The following is a 16,141-nucleotide window of genomic DNA, read 5'->3' on the forward strand; positions in this document are numbered from 1 at the left end:
GAAACGGGTAGACCGGTTCGGAGTAGTTCCGCGGCCTCCCAAATGCCGTACACCCCTTGTTTCCTGCGGATATTCACCCACGCCATGTCGACAAGTCACTACAGCGTGTTGCCGACATGTGACATTCTGCTGGAACCGCGTTTGCCGCAGCCCCGCCTCCGGTATTCAGGTGGAGGCTGCGTTCCTCCGATGGTCGTGGCCGCCGCGACCGTCCGCGACCTCAAGGGGGTGGCATGTCCGCAGAACAGGGCAGCTCGAAGGTGCTCACGCTCACGCCCGCGGCGACGCCGGTATCGATGTCCGAGTCGATGTCCGACCCGATGCCCGTGTCGATGCCTGTGTCGATGCCCGTCCAGCCGTCGGCGGAGACCGTCGAGGCCCCCGCGCCGGTCGTCGTCACGCCGGAAGTCCTCGACACCCGCACGCTCTCCCGCTCCCTCTTCCTCCGGCTCCGCGCCCTGGACGACGACGGCGCTGCCGCGGACAGCCCCGAGCGGACGTACGTCCGTGACACCCTCATCGAGCTGAACCTGCCGCTCGTGCGGTACGCGGCGGCCCGCTTCCGCTCCCGGAACGAGCCGATGGAGGACATCGTCCAGGTCGGCACGATCGGCCTGATCAAGGCGATCGACCGCTTCGACTGCGAACGCGGCGTGGAGTTCCCGACGTTCGCGATGCCGACCGTCGTCGGCGAGATCAAGCGCTTCTTCCGTGACACCTCCTGGTCCGTGCGCGTCCCGCGCCGGCTCCAGGAGCTGCGCCTCGCCCTGACGAAGGCCAGCGACGAGCTCGCCCAGAAGCTCGACCGCTCGCCGACCGTCCCCGAACTCGCCGCCGTGCTCGGGGTGTCGGAGGAGGACGTCGTCGACGGCCTCGCGGTCGGCAACGCGTACACCGCCTCCTCGCTCGACTCCCCCTCCCCGGAGGACGACGGCGGCGAGGGCTCCCTCGCGGACCGCCTCGGCTACGAGGACACGGCCCTGGAGGGCGTCGAGTACCGCGAGTCCCTCAAGCCCCTCCTCGCCAAACTCCCGCCGCGGGAGCGGCAGATCATCATGCTGCGGTTCTTCGCCAACATGACCCAGTCACAGATCGGCGAGGAGGTCGGCATCTCGCAGATGCACGTCTCGCGCCTCCTGACGCGGACGCTGGCGCAGCTACGGCAGGGCCTGATCGCGGACTGAGCGCGGACTGAAAGCGGACTCGCGGACTCGGCGCGGACCGGGCATCGTTCGGGCGAGATTCGCCGTTCGCGTTCCCAACTGACAGTCCGTCAGCAAGACTGGCGCCATGCGGCGACAGACGTCTCTCCTGACAGTGGTCGCGCTCTGCCTCGGTGGAGCGCTGACCGCGTGCGGCAGCGGCAACGACGACGAGGGCTACGCGGCGATCGGCGCGGGCTCCTCCCCGAAGGGCGCGGTCGCGCCGTCGGGATCGGTCACGCTGATCCCCCTGCCCCTGGACGGCACCCCGTCGCCATCGGCGAGCGGTACGACGTCGAGCACGTCCTCACCGTCCCCACGCCCACCGGGGACGACACCATCGGCCGGCGGCTCAGGCACGGGCACGGGATCCGGTACTGGTACAGGTACGGGTACTGGTACAGGTACGGGATCCGGTACGAGTACGACCCCGGGCGCCACCCCCGCCGCCCCACCCGGCACCACCCCGCCCCGCACGGCGACCGCTCCGGCCCCGGGCACGACCGCACCGCCCCCACCGTCCACTCCGGCCCCTCCGGCGACCCCGGCCACGCTGACGCTCTCCGCCCCGGTCCTTGCGGACGCGGACAGACGCTGGTGCGAGCAGGTCACGATGACCTTCCGCAACACGGGCGGCACGGCGGCCACTTCGGGCACGGTCACCTTCGCGACGCACATCATCGGCGCGCTCGGCGTCGACTGGGCGACGATCGACTCGGCCCAGCCGTTGCCGACCCCCATCGCCCCGGGGGCGGCGCGGACCCACACGTACACGGTCTGCGTGGACTCCTGGCGCGTCCCGCTCGGCATGCGCGTCGACACTCAGAAGGTCACGGCGACGTGGAAGTAGCGGGGTCCGCGGCAGGCGATCCGTCCCGTCCTGCTCCTGCCCACCCCGACCTATGATGGGTCGGGGGCGGATGCACGGTCGGCTCGCGAATTCGCCGCTCTGCCAGGTGACTTGACCGAAGGGGACGGGAATCATGCAGATGCACGACACGTTCGTGAGCTCGCTGTGAGCACGAGGGTCCTGTCCATCGGGCTGCACCCCCGGACGCTCGACTACAGCAAGCTGCCCGGCATCGACGAGGCGTCGTTCACCGCCCGGATCCAGGCCGGGAACGCCGCGCTGCGGGAGGCGGGGTTCGACGCCGTCAGTTGTCTGATCGACCCCGACCCCGACCTCGCCGAGGCCGCCGTGCGGGAGGAGCTCAAGGGTGGGGACTTCGGGCTGGCGATGATCGGTGCGGGGGTACGGATGCTGCCCGAGCACACCGTGCTGTTCGAGCGGATCGTGAACGTCCTCACCGAGGCCGTGCCCGGGATCCGGCTCTGCTTCAACACCTCGCCGGAGAGCACCATCGACGCGCTCCGGCGCTGGATCGAGCCGTAGCTCAGGCAAGGACGAGCGCGGCGACGGCCGGGGCCGCGTACATCAGCGGCCAGGCCACGTGCGGGTACTGGCGGGCGCGGATCACGGTGACGACGGCGCCGGTGAAGTACAGGATCACGCCGATCCCGGCCGCCAGGCCGATCGCCGGGACCCACAGGCCGACGACGAGGCCCGCCGCGCCGGCCGCCTTGGCGAGTCCGAGCCAGGTCCACCAGGAGCGGGGCACGCCGTACTCGGTGAGCGGCTGGACGACCCACGGGGCCTTGATGAAGATCGAGAGCGCCGAGAAGCCGACCATGAACGCGGCGACTGCGGTGACGACGATGTAGGTGGTGGACATGGCGGGCTCCTCGGCTCGGTGGCGGCGAGCGTTTCCCGCTCGCACACCCCACTGACGGAGCGCACCGCGCATGTGTGACAGGTACGGGCGGAGAAAGTCACGGCCCTGTCCTGGACGGCGCTCCGACGTGCTCACCCGGGTGGGTGGATCACACCGTCCAAGCAGCTCAGCGGGGCGAGCCGTCGGCCTTGGGCGACGCGCGTGGCCGGAGTCTGTGGACCGTCACGCAGGACGGCCCGATCCGAGAGGTCTCCATGTCCACATTCACTGGTCTGCGAAGAGCCTTGGGGCGCGGTGGTCTCGCGGCAGTCGCGAGTCTGGCGCTGGTGCTCGCCCTTCCCGGAGCGGCGCTGGCCGCCCCGGGAGATCTCGATCCCGGCTTCGGGGGCGACGGCACGGTGCTCACCGACGCCGGCGGTGAGGAGGTGGGCAACGACGTGGTGGTGCAGGCCGACGGCAGGATCGTCGTCGTCGGCACCGACGCGCCGGACTCGTTCGGAAACTTCGCGATCACCCGCTACCTCGCGGACGGCAGTCCTGACCCCACCTTCGGCGACGGTGGAAGGGTCTCCACCGACATCGGTGGCTTCACCGACGCCGCCGAGGCGGTCGCGGTCCAGGACGACGGCAAGATCATCGTGGTCGGGAGCTCCGCCACGGGCTTCGAGGAGTGCTGCACGTTCACGGTGGCCCGCTACACGGCCGCCGGCGGTCTGGACCCGACGTTCGGCGACGGCGGCATCGCCTTCCTCACCGCGTTCGGCCAGCCCGCGGCGGCTCTGGACGTGGCGGTGCGTTCCGACGGCAGGATCGTCGCCGCCGGATACGCCGGCGGTCGCTTCGCGGCGGCCCGCCTCCTGACGGACGGCACCCCGGACCCCAGCTTCGACGGCGACGGCACGGTGGCCACGGACCCGGCCCCGAGTCTGGAGGAGGGCGGCACGGGCCTCTCCCTCTCCCTGCAGTCCGACGGCAAGGTCGTCGTCGGCGGCGAGGTGGGAACCACCCGCTTCGACTTCATGGTGATGCGGTACAACGCCGACGGCAGCCTGGACACCGGGTTCAGCGGTGACGGCATGGTGCGGACCGACTTCGGCGCGTACGAGGGCGCCGAGGAGGTGGCGGTGCAGGCCGACGGCAAGATCGTCGCCATGGGGAACACCGACGCGGACGCCGCGGTGGTCCGGTATCTCGCCGACGGCAGCCTGGACACGAGCTTCAGCGGTGACGGCAGGGTGACCACCGCCGGTGGAGCCGCCAGGGACGGGTTCGTGCAGGCCGACGGCAGGATCGTCGTCGCGGGCAGGGGTGGCGACGGCGGCGACTTCGGGCTGATCCGCTACAACCCCGACGGCGCTCAGGACCCCGGCTTCGGGACCGGTGGCAGGGTGTCCACCTCGTTCGGCGGCGCCGACATCGCCGGCGCGGTCGCGCTGCAGTCCGACGGCAAGATCGTCGCGGCCGGCAACGGCGGGCCGAACGTCGACTTCGCGGTCGCCCGTTACGAAGGCGGCGGGGGCGCCCCGACCCCGCCCTCCGTCGACGTCTCGGTGACCAAGACCGGGCCCGCCACCATCAGCATCGGTGACCAGGCCACGTACACGATCCGGGTGACCAACAACAGCACGACGGCGACGGCCACCGCGGCCTCGGTCTCCGACACGCTCACCGGCGGCTCCGGGACCCTGCTGTCGGCCACGCCCAGCCAGGGCGGCCCGTGCACCGTCAACCCGACCACGATGACGTGCCCGTTGGGCAACCTGGCCCCGGGCGCTTCGGCCACCATCACCGTGGTCGCGGAGCCGCGCGCGACCGGCACCCTGACGGACTGGGTGGCGACGGCGGCGGTCGAGGCCGATCCCGTACCCGCCAACAACAACGCCAACGCGGCCACCACGGTGAACAACGCCCGCGGCTGCACGATCATCGGCACGAGCAACTTCGAGACGCTCAACGGCACCTTCGGCAACGACGTCATCTGCGCCCTCAGCGGCCACGACACCGTCAACGGCGGCGGCGGCAACGACACCGTGTACGCCGGACCGGGCAACGACCTGGTCAACGGCGGCAACGGAGCCGACCGCCTGATCGGGCAGAGCGGCAACGACCGCCTCAACGGCGACGCGGGCAACGACAACCTCGACACCCGGGACAGCGTCGCAGGCAACGACGCCGCATACGGCGGGACGGGCTTCGACACCTGCTCCACCGACACCGGCGACTTCCGCAACAGCTGCCCGTAGCGGACCGACCCGGCCGACCGGCACCGGAGCCCGCGGAGGGCTCCGGTGCCGGTTTCACGTCGGTCCCGGCCGACCAGGGCCGGGCTTCGGCATCGGCCTTAGCCCAGGGCCAACCAGGCCACCGCTCCCAGGACGACGATCGCGGCGATCACGCCGACGATGAGGCCCACGCGGGGGCCGGAGGACTGCGGGGTCACGGCGGCCTGCCGGCCACCGCCCTGGGGGCCCTCGTCGACGAAGGCGCGGAACATCTGGGTGCTGCCGGCGGGGTCGTAGTTGCCCTCGGGGCCGGGGCCCTGGCCGTACGGTGCTTGGGGGTTGTGTGCCATGAGCCTGGACACTAGCGAACCCCGGGTGGAGCGCCCAAGCCCCGGCCGTACCGCGACCGGTTCCGGCACGGATCCAGCACCGGTCGGCCACCGCTCGACCACCGGTCCCCCCACCCGCCTCACACCCACCCCACCCCCACCTTTACCGATTCTTTAGCGCGGTTTGACCGATTTAGTTTGCCTGGAGCAACCATCCATCTCTATGGTTGCCCTAAGCAACAAGATGGGACGTGTGGTGGCCGAGCCGAACCGGTACGAGAACCTCGCCCGACAGGTCAGCGCCATCGGCGCGGTCAAGCGCGGGATGGCCCGCTCACTGCCCGCCGACTGCCCCAGCGGCTCGGCCATCGTCCTCGCCCTCCTCAAGCACGACGGGGACATGAGGATGAGCCGGATCGCCGAGCGGATGGCGGTCGACATGTCGGTCAGCAGCCGCCACGTCTCCCACGCCGTCGACCGCGGCTGGGTCGAGCGGCTGCCCGACCCCGCCGACCGGCGCTCCCGCATCCTGCACCTCACCGCCGAGGGCAGGGAGAAGCTCGACGAGCTGGACCGGCGCCTGACCGCGATGCTCACCCGCAACCTCGCGGACTGGTCCGACGACGACGTCGAACTCCTCACCACCCTCCTCGCCCGTCTCCGCGACTCCTTCGGCGACTGCCGGGCCCACCACGCGTAACAGCAAAGGACGTTCATGGCCACGACCACACCCGCCCCGCCAGCGCAGGCGGGCGGCCACCCCTCCGACGGTGCGGCACCCATGTCACACCGTCAGATCATGGAGGCGCTCTCCGGGCTGCTGCTCGGCATGTTCGTCGCCATCCTGTCCTCGACGATCGTCTCCAACGCCCTGCCGGAGATCATCAAGGACCTCGGCGGCGGCCAGTCCGCGTACACCTGGGTCGTCACCGCCGCGCTTCTGTCGATGACCGCGACCACCCCGCTCTGGGGCAAGCTCGCGGACCTCTTCTCCAAGAAGCTGCTGGTCCAGATAGCCCTGATCATCTACGTCGGCGGCTCGGTCGTCGCCGGTCTCTCCCAGAGCACCGGCATGCTCATCGCCTGCCGTGTCGTCCAGGGCATCGGCGTGGGCGGTCTGACCGCGCTCTCCCAGATCATCCTGGCCGCAATGATCGCCCCGCGTGAGCGCGGGCGGTACAGCGGCTACCTCGGCGCCACCTTCGCCGTCGCCACCGTCGGCGGCCCGCTGCTCGGCGGCGTCATCACCGACACGGACTGGCTCGGCTGGCGCTGGTGCTTCTACGTCGGCGTGCCGTTCGCGCTGATCGCCCTCCTCGTCCTGCAGAAGACGCTGAAGCTCCCGGTCGTGAAGCGCAAGGTCAAGGTCGACTGGGCGGGCGCGTTCGTGATCAGCGCCGCTGTCTCCCTGCTCCTGATCTGGGTGACGTTCGCGGGTGACAAGTACGACTGGATGTCCTGGCAGACGGCCGTCATGGTCGGCGGTTCCGTCCTCCTCGGCGGGCTCTTCCTCCTCGTCGAGAGCAGGGCGAGCGAGCCGATCATCCCGCTCCGCCTCTTCCGCAACCGCACCATCACCCTCGCCTCGCTCGCCTCGCTCTTCGTGGGTGTCGCGATGTTCGCCGGCACGGTCTTCTTCAGCCAGTTCTTCCAGCTGGCCCGGAACGAGTCGCCCACGATGTCCGGCGTCCTCACCATCCCGATGATCGCCGGTCTGTTCGTCTCCTCGACCGTCTCCGGCATGATCATCACCAAGACCGGCCGCTGGAAGGCCTGGCTGGTCAGCGGCGGCGCCCTGACGGCCGGCGGACTCGGGCTGCTCGGCACGATCCGCTACGACACGGCCTACTGGCACATCGCGCTCTTCATGGCCGTCATGGGTCTCGGCCTCGGCATGATGATGCAGAACCTGGTGCTCTGCACACAGAACCAGGTGGCCCCGGCCGACCTCGGCGTCGCCTCCTCCGTCGTCACCTTCTTCCGCTCGCTCGGCGGTGCGATCGGCGTCTCGGCGCTCGGCGCGGTCCTCGGCAACCGGGTCACGCACTACGTCCAGGACGGCATCGCCGCGCTCGGCCCGAAGGCCGCGGCGGCGATGGGCCAGGGCGGCGGGGCGGGCTCCGGCTCGATCCCGGACATGGACAAGCTGCCGGCCCCGATCCGTACGGTCATGGAGAGCGCGTACGGACACGGTGTCGCGGACGTCTTCCTCTACTCGGCGCCGTTCGCGCTGCTCGCCTTCGTGGTGACGCTCTTCATCAAGGAGGTCGCCCTGAAGAGCAACAGCAGCGGCCCCAGCACCACCAAGGAGAGCTGAAAAGACTCCCGGCCGCGCTCCGAGCGGAGGCGCGGCCGGGTCGAGTACGGAGCGGCGGGCAGGGGACGGCCCGCCGCTCCGTCATTTCCTCCTACGCCTCAGGAAGACTCGCTTCCCGCGCAGCCATCACCTCGATGCCCGCGACCAGCACGTCGAGGGCGTAGTCGAAGTCGCGGTCCCAGATCGCGCTGACGCTGCCGTGCGAGGCCCGCTCGTCGAGGATCTCCGCCATCGGTTCGAGCGCCTCCACGAAGTTCGGGTCGTCGCGGAAGGCGCTGACCGCCTCGCCGTAGAAGGCGTCCTGCGACATGCCGGCCTCGGCCGCCCGGCGCTCGAACTGGGACTCGATCGTCCCGTACCCGTACACGAACTGGAAGACGGCCGACATGGCGCTCGGCTGCCGGTTGACGGACAGGCCGGTGTCCCGGACCGCCTCCTGGATCTTGCCGCCCACGGCGATCGCGTGCGGGCCGATGTTCAGGTACTGGGCCGCGAGCGGCGACATCCACGGATGGCGCACCAGCATCCGCCGGTAGTCGAGGGCGAGCACGCGGACCCGGTCCTGCCAGCCCCCGGCGGCGTCGACGGCGGCGAGGTCGATCTCGCCGTAGACGGAGTCGACGGCGAACTCGATGATGTCGTCCTTGGTGTCCACGTACCAGTAGAGGGACATGGCCGTGACGCCCAGTTCGGTCGCCAGCTTGCGCATGGAGAGGCCGGCCAGACCCTCCTCGTCCAGCATCCGGATCGCGGTCGTCACGATCCGTTCGCGGTCGAGTCCGGCCGGGCCGCCTCCGCTGCGCGGGGCGCGCTGCTCCAGCCACACACTGGAACGCGCCGGGTTCTTGGCCCGATCGGCGGCCTTGACCATCGCGTTCCTCCGTGAGTTCACCTGTCAGCGATCCGTCGCCACCATGCTATTCAGCCGCCTCCCTCTTCTCCGACCGCTCCGCCCTCCGCAGCAGCGCCGCGGCGACCAGGCCACCGGCGAAGACGGCGATCGCGCCGACCAGCTGGCTGGTCTGCAGGCCGGAGGCGAAGGCGTCGGAGATCTCCGCCCGTTCGGCGTCGCTGCCGGCCGCCGCGAGGGCCGCGGGCAGCGAGGCGGCGGTGACGGTGACGAGCGCCGCGAACCGGGCGTTGAGGACGGCGCCGAGGACGGCGACGCCCAGGCCGTTGCCGAACTCGGCGAGGGTGCCGTTGATCCCGGCGCCCACGCCCGCCTTCTCCGGCGGGATGGCGCTCATGATCGCGTTGGCCATGGCCGGGGAGGAGACCGCGATGCCCGCGCCCATCAGGACCAGGCCGAGCAGCATGCCCCAGTAGCTGCCGTCCGTGCCGCCGCCGAGCACGGCGATCGACAGCAGACCGCCGGAGACGAGCGTCATGCCGAGCAGGACCGCGGGCGGGGTGCCGATCTTCACGACGAGGCGCGGGCCGAGGCCCGTCAGGTTGAGCCCGACGATCGTCAGCGCGAGCGGCGCCATCCGCAGACCGGCCTCCAGCGGCTCGTAGCCGAGGACGAACTGCAGGTGCTGGGTGAGGAGGAAGAGCGAGCCGCCCATGCCGAAGACGACGAGCAGCGAACCACCGATGGCACCGATGAACTTCTGGTTCCGGAAGAAGTGCATGTCGAGCATCGGATACGGGATGCGCAGCTCCCACAGCGCGAAGGCGCCGAGGACGACGACACCGACGGCGGCCGGGACCAGCACCTCGGCGGAGGTCCAGCCGTGCTCGGGGCCGGTGATGATCGCGTAGACGACCGCCACCATGCCGATGGTGGAGAGCAGCGCGCCCAGCAGGTCGGGGCGGTCGCCCTGCGGGTTCTTCGACTCCGGTACGAGCTTGAGGACGGCGACGAGGCCGATGAGCGCCACCGGAATGTTGATGAGGAAGATCATTCCCCACCAGTAGTGATTGAGGATCACGCCGCCGATCAGCGGTCCCGCGGCGAAGCCGAGCGAGCTGACGGTGGACCAGAGGGCGATGGCCTTGACCCGCTCGGAGTCGTCGAAGATCTGCATGACGACGGCGAGCGTGGTGGTCATGAGCAGTGCGCCGCCGACGCCCATGCCGGCGCGGGCGGCGATCAGCTGGCCGGTGGACTCGGCGAGTCCGGCGGCGAGCGAACCGAGGCCGAAGAGCGCGAGACCGACGGCGAGGAGCTTCTTGCGGCCGTAGCGGTCGGCGGCGTTTCCGGCGGTGAGCAGCAGGCCGGACTGGACGAGCGAGTAGGCGTTGATCATCCACTGGATGTCGCTGGTGGAGGCGTGGAGCTCCGAGGTCAGCGAGGGGATGGCGACGCTGAGGACGGTGTTGTCGAGCAGCACGGTGAGCTGGGCCAGGCAGATGACGCCGAGGATCAGCCAGCGCTGCGGGTGGCCGCCTGCGGCGGCTGGGGGTGAGGACTCGGTGGTCGTCGCCGTCATGGACAGCACTCCTTGTACGGTGTACGGGGCTTGAGCTCGTACACCGTACAAGGGTCTCCCATACGCTGTATAGCGATTACTTCTTCGGGGCCGTCAGGTCGTACAGGGGGGCGCCGTCGACGGTGACCTCCTGGAAGGTGGCCGCGACCCAGCTGGAGATCTCGGAGCCGCCGCCCATGCCGCCACCCATGCCGCCGCCTCCGCCCATTCCGCCTCCGGCCGTTTCGCCGCCGGTTCCGCCCATTCCGCCTCCGCCACCGATGAAGTAGTGGATCTTTCCCTGGGCGACGTACTGCTTGAACTGGGCGAGGGTCGGGGACGGGTCGCTGCCGTTGAATCCGCCGATGGCCATCACGGGCTTCTCGGTGGCGAGCTGATAGCTGGCGGCGTTCTGCGCGCCGATCGCGGCCGCGACCCAGGTGTACGCGTCGGCGTCGGCGAGCAGCGCGGCCTTGGCCTGGGAGCCGACGGAGGCTCCGCCGAGGAGACCGCCCATGCCGCCACCGCCACGGGCGCCTCCGCGCTCCACGCCCTGGGGCGGGGTGCCGCCGGGAGTCTGACCTTGGGGCTGGCCCTGACCACCAGGGGCCATGCCGCCCGGTCCCTGCCCCTGGCCCTGACCCTGACCCCGGCCTCCGTCCATCCGCATGCCGTCGTCACCACCCGGCGCGCGACCGCCCGTCCCGCCGCCGCCCATGCCCATACCGCGCCCGCCCGCAGGCCCGGCGGTCACGATCGAGCCCTGGTGGCCGGTGCTCAGCGTTTCCAGGGTGTACGCGAACGGCGCCGCGAGCCCCGCCGCCAGACCGAGGCCCGCGAGCCCGAGCCCGATCCGCCGGTCGAGCCGCCCCGCGAGCAGCAGCCCGAGCGCGGCGACCGAACCCGCGACCAGGACCGTCCAGCGCAGCCACGGCAGCCAGTCGGGCGTCCGGCCGAGCAGGACGTACGCCCAGACCGCCGTCGCCGCGACCGTCACCGCGAGGGCCGCGGAGGCGAGGAACCGGCCCCGCTCCTCCCACAGGACGCTCGCGCCCATGCCGACGAGCGCGGCGATGTACGGGGCCAGGGCCACCGTGTAGTACTCGTGGAAGATGCCGGCCATGAAGCTGAACACGGCCAGCGTGATCAGCAGCGAACCGCCCCAGACCAGGAACGCGGACCTGGCCGTGTCCGTGCGGGACGAACGCCAGGTGATCACAAGACCGGCCACCAGCAGGAGCAGCGCGGCGGGCAGCAGCCAGGAGATCTGGCCGCCGACGGCGTCGTTGAACATCCGCCCGATGCCGGTCTCGCCCCAGCGGCCACCGCCACCACCACCGGCACCGCCAGGACCGCCACCGGCACCACCGCCCCCGACGCTGCCGACCTCGTTGCCGTTGATCCTGCCGAGCCCGTTGTAGCCGAAGGTGAGCTCGAGGAAGCTGTTGTTCTGCGAGCCTCCGATGTACGGCCGGGAGGCCGAGGGCCACAGCTCGACGACGGCCACCCACCAGCCGGCCGAGACGATCATCGCGAGCCCGCCGAGGGCCAGTTGACCGAGCCTGCGGCCCAGCCCGGCCGGCGCGCACACCGCGTGCACGAGCGCGAGCGGCGGCAGGATCAGGAACGCCTGGAGCGTCTTGGCGAGGAACGCGAGACCGAACGCGACCCCGGCCCACACCAGCCACTTCGTGCCGCTCCTCGCGTCCTCCAGGGCCCGCAGGACGCAGTACACCGCGACGGTCATCAGCAGCACGAGCAGCGCGTCCGGGTTGTTGAAGCGGAACATCAGCGCCGCCACCGGGGTGAGCGCGAGGACCACGCCCGCGATCAGCCCGGCGCCCGCGCCGAACCTGCGCCGAACCGCCCCGTAGAGGACGGCGACGGTCGCCACCCCCATCAGCACCTCGGGCAGCAGGATCTGCCAGGAGCCGAGCCCGAAGAGGCGCACGGACAGCGCCATCGGCCAGAGCGCGGCCGGCGGCTTGTCGACGGTGATGGCGTTGGCCGCGTCGAGCGAGCCGAAGAAGAAGGCCTTCCAGCTCTCGCCGCCTGCCTGGACGGCGGCGGAGTAGAAGGAGTTGGCGTAGCCGGAGGCGCTCAGGTTCCAGACGTAGAGCGCGGTGGTGACGGCGAGGAGGGCGAGGAAGGCGGGGCGTACCCAGGGCGCGTCCTCCGTCCGGCCGCGCCAGAGGCGGGCGAGGCGGCGGCCGGACGGCGCGGCGTGCGCCCCGTGGGCCGCTGGTGTCGCCGTGTCGTACGTGGTCGTGGTCATCGGGTGTTCCTTGAGAGGGAGGTGTCCGGGAAGACCCAGAGCCGGAAGAGGAGGAAGCGGACGACGGTCGCGGCGAGGTTGGCCACGATGAGGACGGCGAGTTCGGTGGAGTGCGCCGGGTCGCCGGTGGCCGCCCCGAGCGCGGCGAGCGAGCCGCTGGTCAGGGCCAGGCCGATGCCGAAGACGACGAGCCCCTGCGCCTGGTGGCGGACGGCCCGGTCCCGGCCGCGTACGCCGAAGGTGAGGCGCCGGTTGGCGGCCGTGTTGGCGACGGCGGAGACCAACAGGGCGGCCGCGTTGGCGAATTGGGAGCCCACGCCGAGCCGGAAGGCCGAGTAGAGCGCGAGGTAGAAGAGGGTGGACATCACGCCGACGACACAGAAGCCGACGAGCTGCCGGGCCAGTCCGCCCGGTACGCCCACCAGTTGGCGGTCGCGCGGGTCGTCGCCGAAGGGCCGGGCGAGCCGGTCGAGCGGCAGGGAGCCGGTGGCGAGCGCCCGGCCGACCCGCCAGACGCCCTTCAGGTCGTCGGTCGCGGTCTTCACGATGTGGACGGTGGAGTCGGGATCGTCGACCCAGTCCACGGGCACCTCGTGGATGCGGAGCCCGGCGCGCTCGGCGAGGACGAGCATCTCGGTGTCGAAGAACCAGCCCGTGTCCTCGACCATCGGCAGCAGGCGCTCGGCGACCTCGCCCCGTATGGCCTTGAAGCCGCACTGCGCGTCGGAGAACCGGGCGGCGAGCGAGCCGCGCAGGATCAGGTTGTAGGCGCGCGAGATGAACTCCCGCTTCGGCCCGCGCACGACCCGCGAGGAACGGGCGAGCCGGGAGCCGATCGCGAGGTCGGAGTGGCCGGAGATGAGCGGCGCGACGAGGGGGAGGAGCGCGTTGAGGTCGGTGGACAGGTCCACGTCCATGTACGCGAGGACGGGCGCGTCCGAGTGCGACCAGACCGTACGCAGCGCCCGGCCGCGCCCCTTCTGATCGAGCCGTACGGACCGCACCTCCGGCAGCTTCTCCGCCAGGGCGGCCGCGACCTCGGGGGTCCGGTCGGTGGAGGCGTTGTCGGCGATCGTGACGCGGAAGCCGTACGGGAAGGTGCGGGTGAGGTGGTCGTGGAGCCGCAGGACGCACGGCTCCAGGTCCTTCTCCTCGTTGTAGACAGGGATCACCACATCGAGGACGGGCCGCCCTGCCGTCCCCACGGGCAGGTGGTCCCGGGCGGGGAGGCTGCCCGCGATCGTTTGGGTTCGCATGGCACAGACCCTCGCCAGGGCGGCTGTCACGGCTGTGTGATGAGCCTGTGCCCTGCCTATGAGTCGAGTCCGGACGGGTGGGACCCGGTCGGGGTGGACCCGGTCGGGGTGGACCCGGTCGGGGACCCGGTCGGGGTGGACCCGGTCGGGGTGGACCCGGTCGGAACTACGCGGGCTCCACGGGGAGCGCCACGGCGAAGACGGTCTCCCCCGGGCGGCTCCGCACGGTCACGTCCCCGCCGTGGGCGGCCGTCACCGCGCGGACGATGGCGAGCCCGAGCCCGGTACTGCTGCTGCCGCCGGCATGGCGGGTGCGGGAGGCGTCCCCCCGGGCGAAGCGCTCGAAGACGACGGGGAGGAGCTCGGGCGGGATGCCGGGGCCGTCGTCCTCGATCTCGACGAGGGCCCGGTCGCCCTCGGCCCGTACGCGCGCGGTGACGATCGTGCCGGGCGGGGTGTGGGTACGGGCGTTGGCGAGCAGGTTGACCAGGACCTGGTGGAGGCGGGCGGCATCGGCTCGTACCGAGACGGCGGAGTCGGGCAGTTCGAGCCGCCACTTGTGGTCCTGACCGGCCGCGCGGGCGTCCGAGAGCGCGTCCACGACCAGCGGCGCGAGATCGGTGCTCTCGTACGAGAGCGGGCGTCCGGCATCGAGCCGGGCGAGCAGCAGCAGGTCCTCCACGAGCCCCGTCATCCGCGTCGCCTCGGACTCGATCCGCCCGAGCGCGTGCCGGGTGTCGGGCCCGCACTCCTCGCGGCCGCGCCGGGTCAGCTCCGCGTAGCCCCGGATCGAGGCCAGCGGGGTGCGCAGCTCGTGACTGGCGTCGGCGACGAACTGCCGTACCCGCGTCTCGCTCTGCTGGCGCGCGTGGAGCGCCGAGTGGACATGGTCGAGCATGCGGTTGATGGCCGCGCCGACCTGCCCGACCTCGGTACGCGGATCGGCCTCGGGAACGCGGTGGTGAAGGGCCGGTTCACCGCTGTGGAGGCGGAGTTCGGAGACCTGGGTCGCGGTCGCGGCGACCCTCCGCAGCGGGCGCAGCGCGATCCCGACGACCGCGCCCCCGGCGAGCGAGGCGGCGACGAGACCGGCGCCCGTGACGCTCACCGTGACGAGGATCAGGGTGGAGAGGGAGCCCTGGAGCTGGTCGAGCGGCAGCCCGACGAGGACGTCGGCGCTGACACCGGAGACGTACACGACCCGGTAGTCCCCGAGCCCCGGCAGCTCCACGGTGTGCGGACGGCCGTCGCGCGACGCGGAGGCGAGCGCGGCGCGCTGCGTCTCGTCGAGCGGGCTGCTGGTGGCCTTCGGCCCGTACCCGGCCTGCTGCACCTCGACGGAACGGTCGGCCTCGCCCAGCGTGCCGCCGTCCACGACGACGGCGCCGACCGTACCGAGCGGGGCGCCTGGCCCGAGGACGAAGGCCAGCGGGTCACGGCCCGGGTCCCCGGTCGCACGGATCGAGGGCGGCGGGCCCTGGGCGCGCGCGGAGACGTTCTGCAGCTGCCCGTCGGCCTGGTCGTACAGGTACGAACGGAACGCGATCGTCGTCACCGTCCCGATGACGGCGGAGACGATCGCGATGAGGGTGACGGCGGAGACGACGAGCCGCGTCCGGAGGGACCACGACCGGGGCGACCGGAACATCGGACGGCCTACTCCCCCGGCTTGATCAGATAGCCCGCACCGCGCCGGGTGTGGATCATCGGGGCGCGCCCGGCGTCGATCTTCCGGCGCAGGTAGGAGATGTACAGCTCGACGACGTTGGCCTGGCCTCCGAAGTCGTACGACCACACCCGGTCGAGGATCTGCGCCTTGCTGAGCACCCGGCGCGGATTGCGCATCAGGTAGCGGAGCAGCTCGAACTCGGTCGCGGTGAGGTGGATGGAGTCGCCGCCGCGCGTGACCTCGTGGCTGTCCTCGTCCAGGGTCAGGTCCCCGACGACGAGCACCGACTCGCTGCGCGCCTGCGCGGCGCCGGACCGCCGGATCAGACCGCGCAGCCGCGCCACGACCTCCTCCAGGCTGAACGGCTTGGTGACGTAGTCGTCGCCGCCGGCGGTGAGCCCGGCGATCCGGTCCTCGACGGCGTCCTTGGCGGTCAGGAAGAGCACCGGCACCTCGGGCAGCTCGCGCCGGAGCCGGCCGAGGAGGGAGAGCCCGTCGATGTCCGGGAGCATCACGTCGAGGACCACGGCGTCGGGCCGGAACGCCCGGGCCACGCGCAGGGCTCCGGCGCCGTCGCCCGCGCTGTCGACCTGCCAGCCCTCGTAGCGCAGGGCCATGGAGAGCAGCTCGGCGAGCGAGGCCTCGTCGTCCACGACGAGGACGCGGACGGCGGAACCGTCGGGCCGGAGCATGTCGGTACGCCCCTGGGGCTTGGTCGCGGTCATAC

General features: G+C 71.5%; 14 protein-coding genes. 6 read left to right on the plus strand and 8 right to left on the minus strand.

Going from position 1 to position 16,141, the window contains the following annotated elements; translation table 11 throughout:
* Positions 1-233 precede the first annotated feature (233 nt).
* The 3 genes from ACGFYP_RS07915 (at position 234) to ACGFYP_RS07925 (ending at position 2,595) form a co-directional block, all read left to right on the plus strand.
* Complete coding sequence (locus ACGFYP_RS07915; RefSeq protein ID WP_361957871.1) at positions 234-1,184, plus strand: RNA polymerase sigma factor SigF; 951 nt, start codon at positions 234-236, stop codon at positions 1,182-1,184.
* A gap of 106 nt (positions 1,185-1,290) precedes the next feature.
* Complete coding sequence (locus tag ACGFYP_RS07920; RefSeq protein WP_393487817.1) at positions 1,291-2,052, plus strand: hypothetical protein; 762 nt, start codon at positions 1,291-1,293, stop codon at positions 2,050-2,052.
* A 165-nt stretch (positions 2,053-2,217) separates the two neighbouring features.
* On the plus strand, positions 2,218-2,595 hold the full coding sequence (locus tag ACGFYP_RS07925; protein ID WP_393487820.1) for a hypothetical protein: 378 nt from the start codon (positions 2,218-2,220) through the stop codon (positions 2,593-2,595).
* Between the two features lies 1 nt (position 2,596).
* Here ACGFYP_RS07925 and ACGFYP_RS07930 read toward each other — a convergent pair whose 3' ends face one another.
* Complete coding sequence (locus ACGFYP_RS07930) at positions 2,597-2,935, minus strand: DoxX family protein (RefSeq protein ID WP_393487822.1); 339 nt, start codon at positions 2,933-2,935, stop codon at positions 2,597-2,599.
* Positions 2,936-3,261: 326 nt separating this feature from the next.
* Between ACGFYP_RS07930 and ACGFYP_RS07935 the strand changes: the two genes are divergently transcribed.
* Positions 3,262-5,178 (plus strand): calcium-binding protein, encoded by a 1,917-nt coding sequence (locus ACGFYP_RS07935; RefSeq protein ID WP_393487824.1) that lies wholly within the window; start codon positions 3,262-3,264, stop codon positions 5,176-5,178.
* A 98-nt stretch (positions 5,179-5,276) separates the two neighbouring features.
* Here ACGFYP_RS07935 and ACGFYP_RS07940 read toward each other — a convergent pair whose 3' ends face one another.
* On the minus strand, positions 5,277-5,507 hold the full coding sequence (locus ACGFYP_RS07940) for a hypothetical protein (RefSeq protein ID WP_393487827.1): 231 nt from the start codon (positions 5,505-5,507) through the stop codon (positions 5,277-5,279).
* 235 nt (positions 5,508-5,742) lie between these two features.
* Between ACGFYP_RS07940 and ACGFYP_RS07945 the strand changes: the two genes are divergently transcribed.
* Together ACGFYP_RS07945 and ACGFYP_RS07950 are read left to right on the plus strand one after the other, a co-directional pair.
* Complete coding sequence (locus tag ACGFYP_RS07945) at positions 5,743-6,186, plus strand: MarR family transcriptional regulator (protein ID WP_361957853.1); 444 nt, start codon at positions 5,743-5,745, stop codon at positions 6,184-6,186.
* A gap of 15 nt (positions 6,187-6,201) precedes the next feature.
* Positions 6,202-7,803, plus strand: coding sequence for an MDR family MFS transporter (locus ACGFYP_RS07950; protein ID WP_393487831.1), 1,602 nt, complete (start codon positions 6,202-6,204; stop codon positions 7,801-7,803).
* A 91-nt stretch (positions 7,804-7,894) separates the two neighbouring features.
* Here the strand turns inward: ACGFYP_RS07950 and ACGFYP_RS07955 are convergent, their stop codons facing one another.
* The 6 genes from ACGFYP_RS07955 to ACGFYP_RS07980 all read right to left on the minus strand — a co-directional run bounded on the left by ACGFYP_RS07955 (position 7,895) and on the right by ACGFYP_RS07980 (position 16,139).
* Positions 7,895-8,674, minus strand: a complete 780-nt coding sequence (locus tag ACGFYP_RS07955) for a TetR/AcrR family transcriptional regulator (RefSeq protein WP_393489085.1) — start codon at positions 8,672-8,674, stop codon at positions 7,895-7,897.
* Between the two features lie 46 nt (positions 8,675-8,720).
* Entirely contained in the window at positions 8,721-10,235 is a 1,515-nt protein-coding gene (locus ACGFYP_RS07960) for an MFS transporter (RefSeq protein WP_393487834.1), read from the minus strand.
* Positions 10,236-10,311: 76 nt separating this feature from the next.
* The gene (locus ACGFYP_RS07965; RefSeq protein WP_393487837.1) at positions 10,312-12,489 is read right to left on the minus strand and encodes an ArnT family glycosyltransferase; all 2,178 of its coding nucleotides are present in this window, start codon (positions 12,487-12,489) and stop codon (positions 10,312-10,314) included.
* The gene (locus ACGFYP_RS07970) at positions 12,486-13,745 is read right to left on the minus strand and encodes a glycosyltransferase (RefSeq protein ID WP_393487840.1); all 1,260 of its coding nucleotides are present in this window, start codon (positions 13,743-13,745) and stop codon (positions 12,486-12,488) included. Before ACGFYP_RS07970 ends, ACGFYP_RS07965 begins: the two co-directional genes overlap by 4 nt.
* Before the next feature lie 166 nt (positions 13,746-13,911).
* Positions 13,912-15,393: a sensor histidine kinase gene (locus ACGFYP_RS07975; protein ID WP_393487843.1), complete on the minus strand. Its 1,482-nt coding sequence runs from the start codon at positions 15,391-15,393 to the stop codon at positions 13,912-13,914.
* Between the two features lie 8 nt (positions 15,394-15,401).
* On the minus strand, positions 15,402-16,139 hold the full coding sequence (locus ACGFYP_RS07980; RefSeq protein ID WP_393487845.1) for a response regulator transcription factor: 738 nt from the start codon (positions 16,137-16,139) through the stop codon (positions 15,402-15,404).
* Positions 16,140-16,141 lie beyond the last annotated feature (2 nt).

It is taken from the genome of Streptomyces sp. NPDC048370 (assembly GCF_043200825.1).
Lineage (GTDB): Bacteria > Actinomycetota > Actinomycetes > Streptomycetales > Streptomycetaceae > Streptomyces.

Coding starts and splice junctions, on each gene's coding strand:
- ACGFYP_RS07940 (WP_393487827.1), bottom strand. CDS start 5,507: ATGGCACACAACCCCCAAGCACCGTACGGCCAGGGCCCCGGCCCCGAG.
- ACGFYP_RS07950 (WP_393487831.1), top strand. CDS start 6,202: ATGGCCACGACCACACCCGCCCCGCCAGCGCAGGCGGGCGGCCACCCC.
- ACGFYP_RS07960 (WP_393487834.1), bottom strand. CDS start 10,235: ATGACGGCGACGACCACCGAGTCCTCACCCCCAGCCGCCGCAGGCGGC.
- ACGFYP_RS07920 (WP_393487817.1), top strand. CDS start 1,291: ATGCGGCGACAGACGTCTCTCCTGACAGTGGTCGCGCTCTGCCTCGGT.
- ACGFYP_RS07965 (WP_393487837.1), bottom strand. CDS start 12,489: ATGACCACGACCACGTACGACACGGCGACACCAGCGGCCCACGGGGCG.
- ACGFYP_RS07930 (WP_393487822.1), bottom strand. CDS start 2,935: ATGTCCACCACCTACATCGTCGTCACCGCAGTCGCCGCGTTCATGGTC.
- ACGFYP_RS07975 (WP_393487843.1), bottom strand. CDS start 15,393: ATGTTCCGGTCGCCCCGGTCGTGGTCCCTCCGGACGCGGCTCGTCGTC.
- ACGFYP_RS07955 (WP_393489085.1), bottom strand. CDS start 8,674: ATGGTCAAGGCCGCCGATCGGGCCAAGAACCCGGCGCGTTCCAGTGTG.
- ACGFYP_RS07970 (WP_393487840.1), bottom strand. CDS start 13,745: ATGCGAACCCAAACGATCGCGGGCAGCCTCCCCGCCCGGGACCACCTG.
- ACGFYP_RS07915 (WP_361957871.1), top strand. CDS start 234: ATGTCCGCAGAACAGGGCAGCTCGAAGGTGCTCACGCTCACGCCCGCG.
- ACGFYP_RS07980 (WP_393487845.1), bottom strand. CDS start 16,139: ATGACCGCGACCAAGCCCCAGGGGCGTACCGACATGCTCCGGCCCGAC.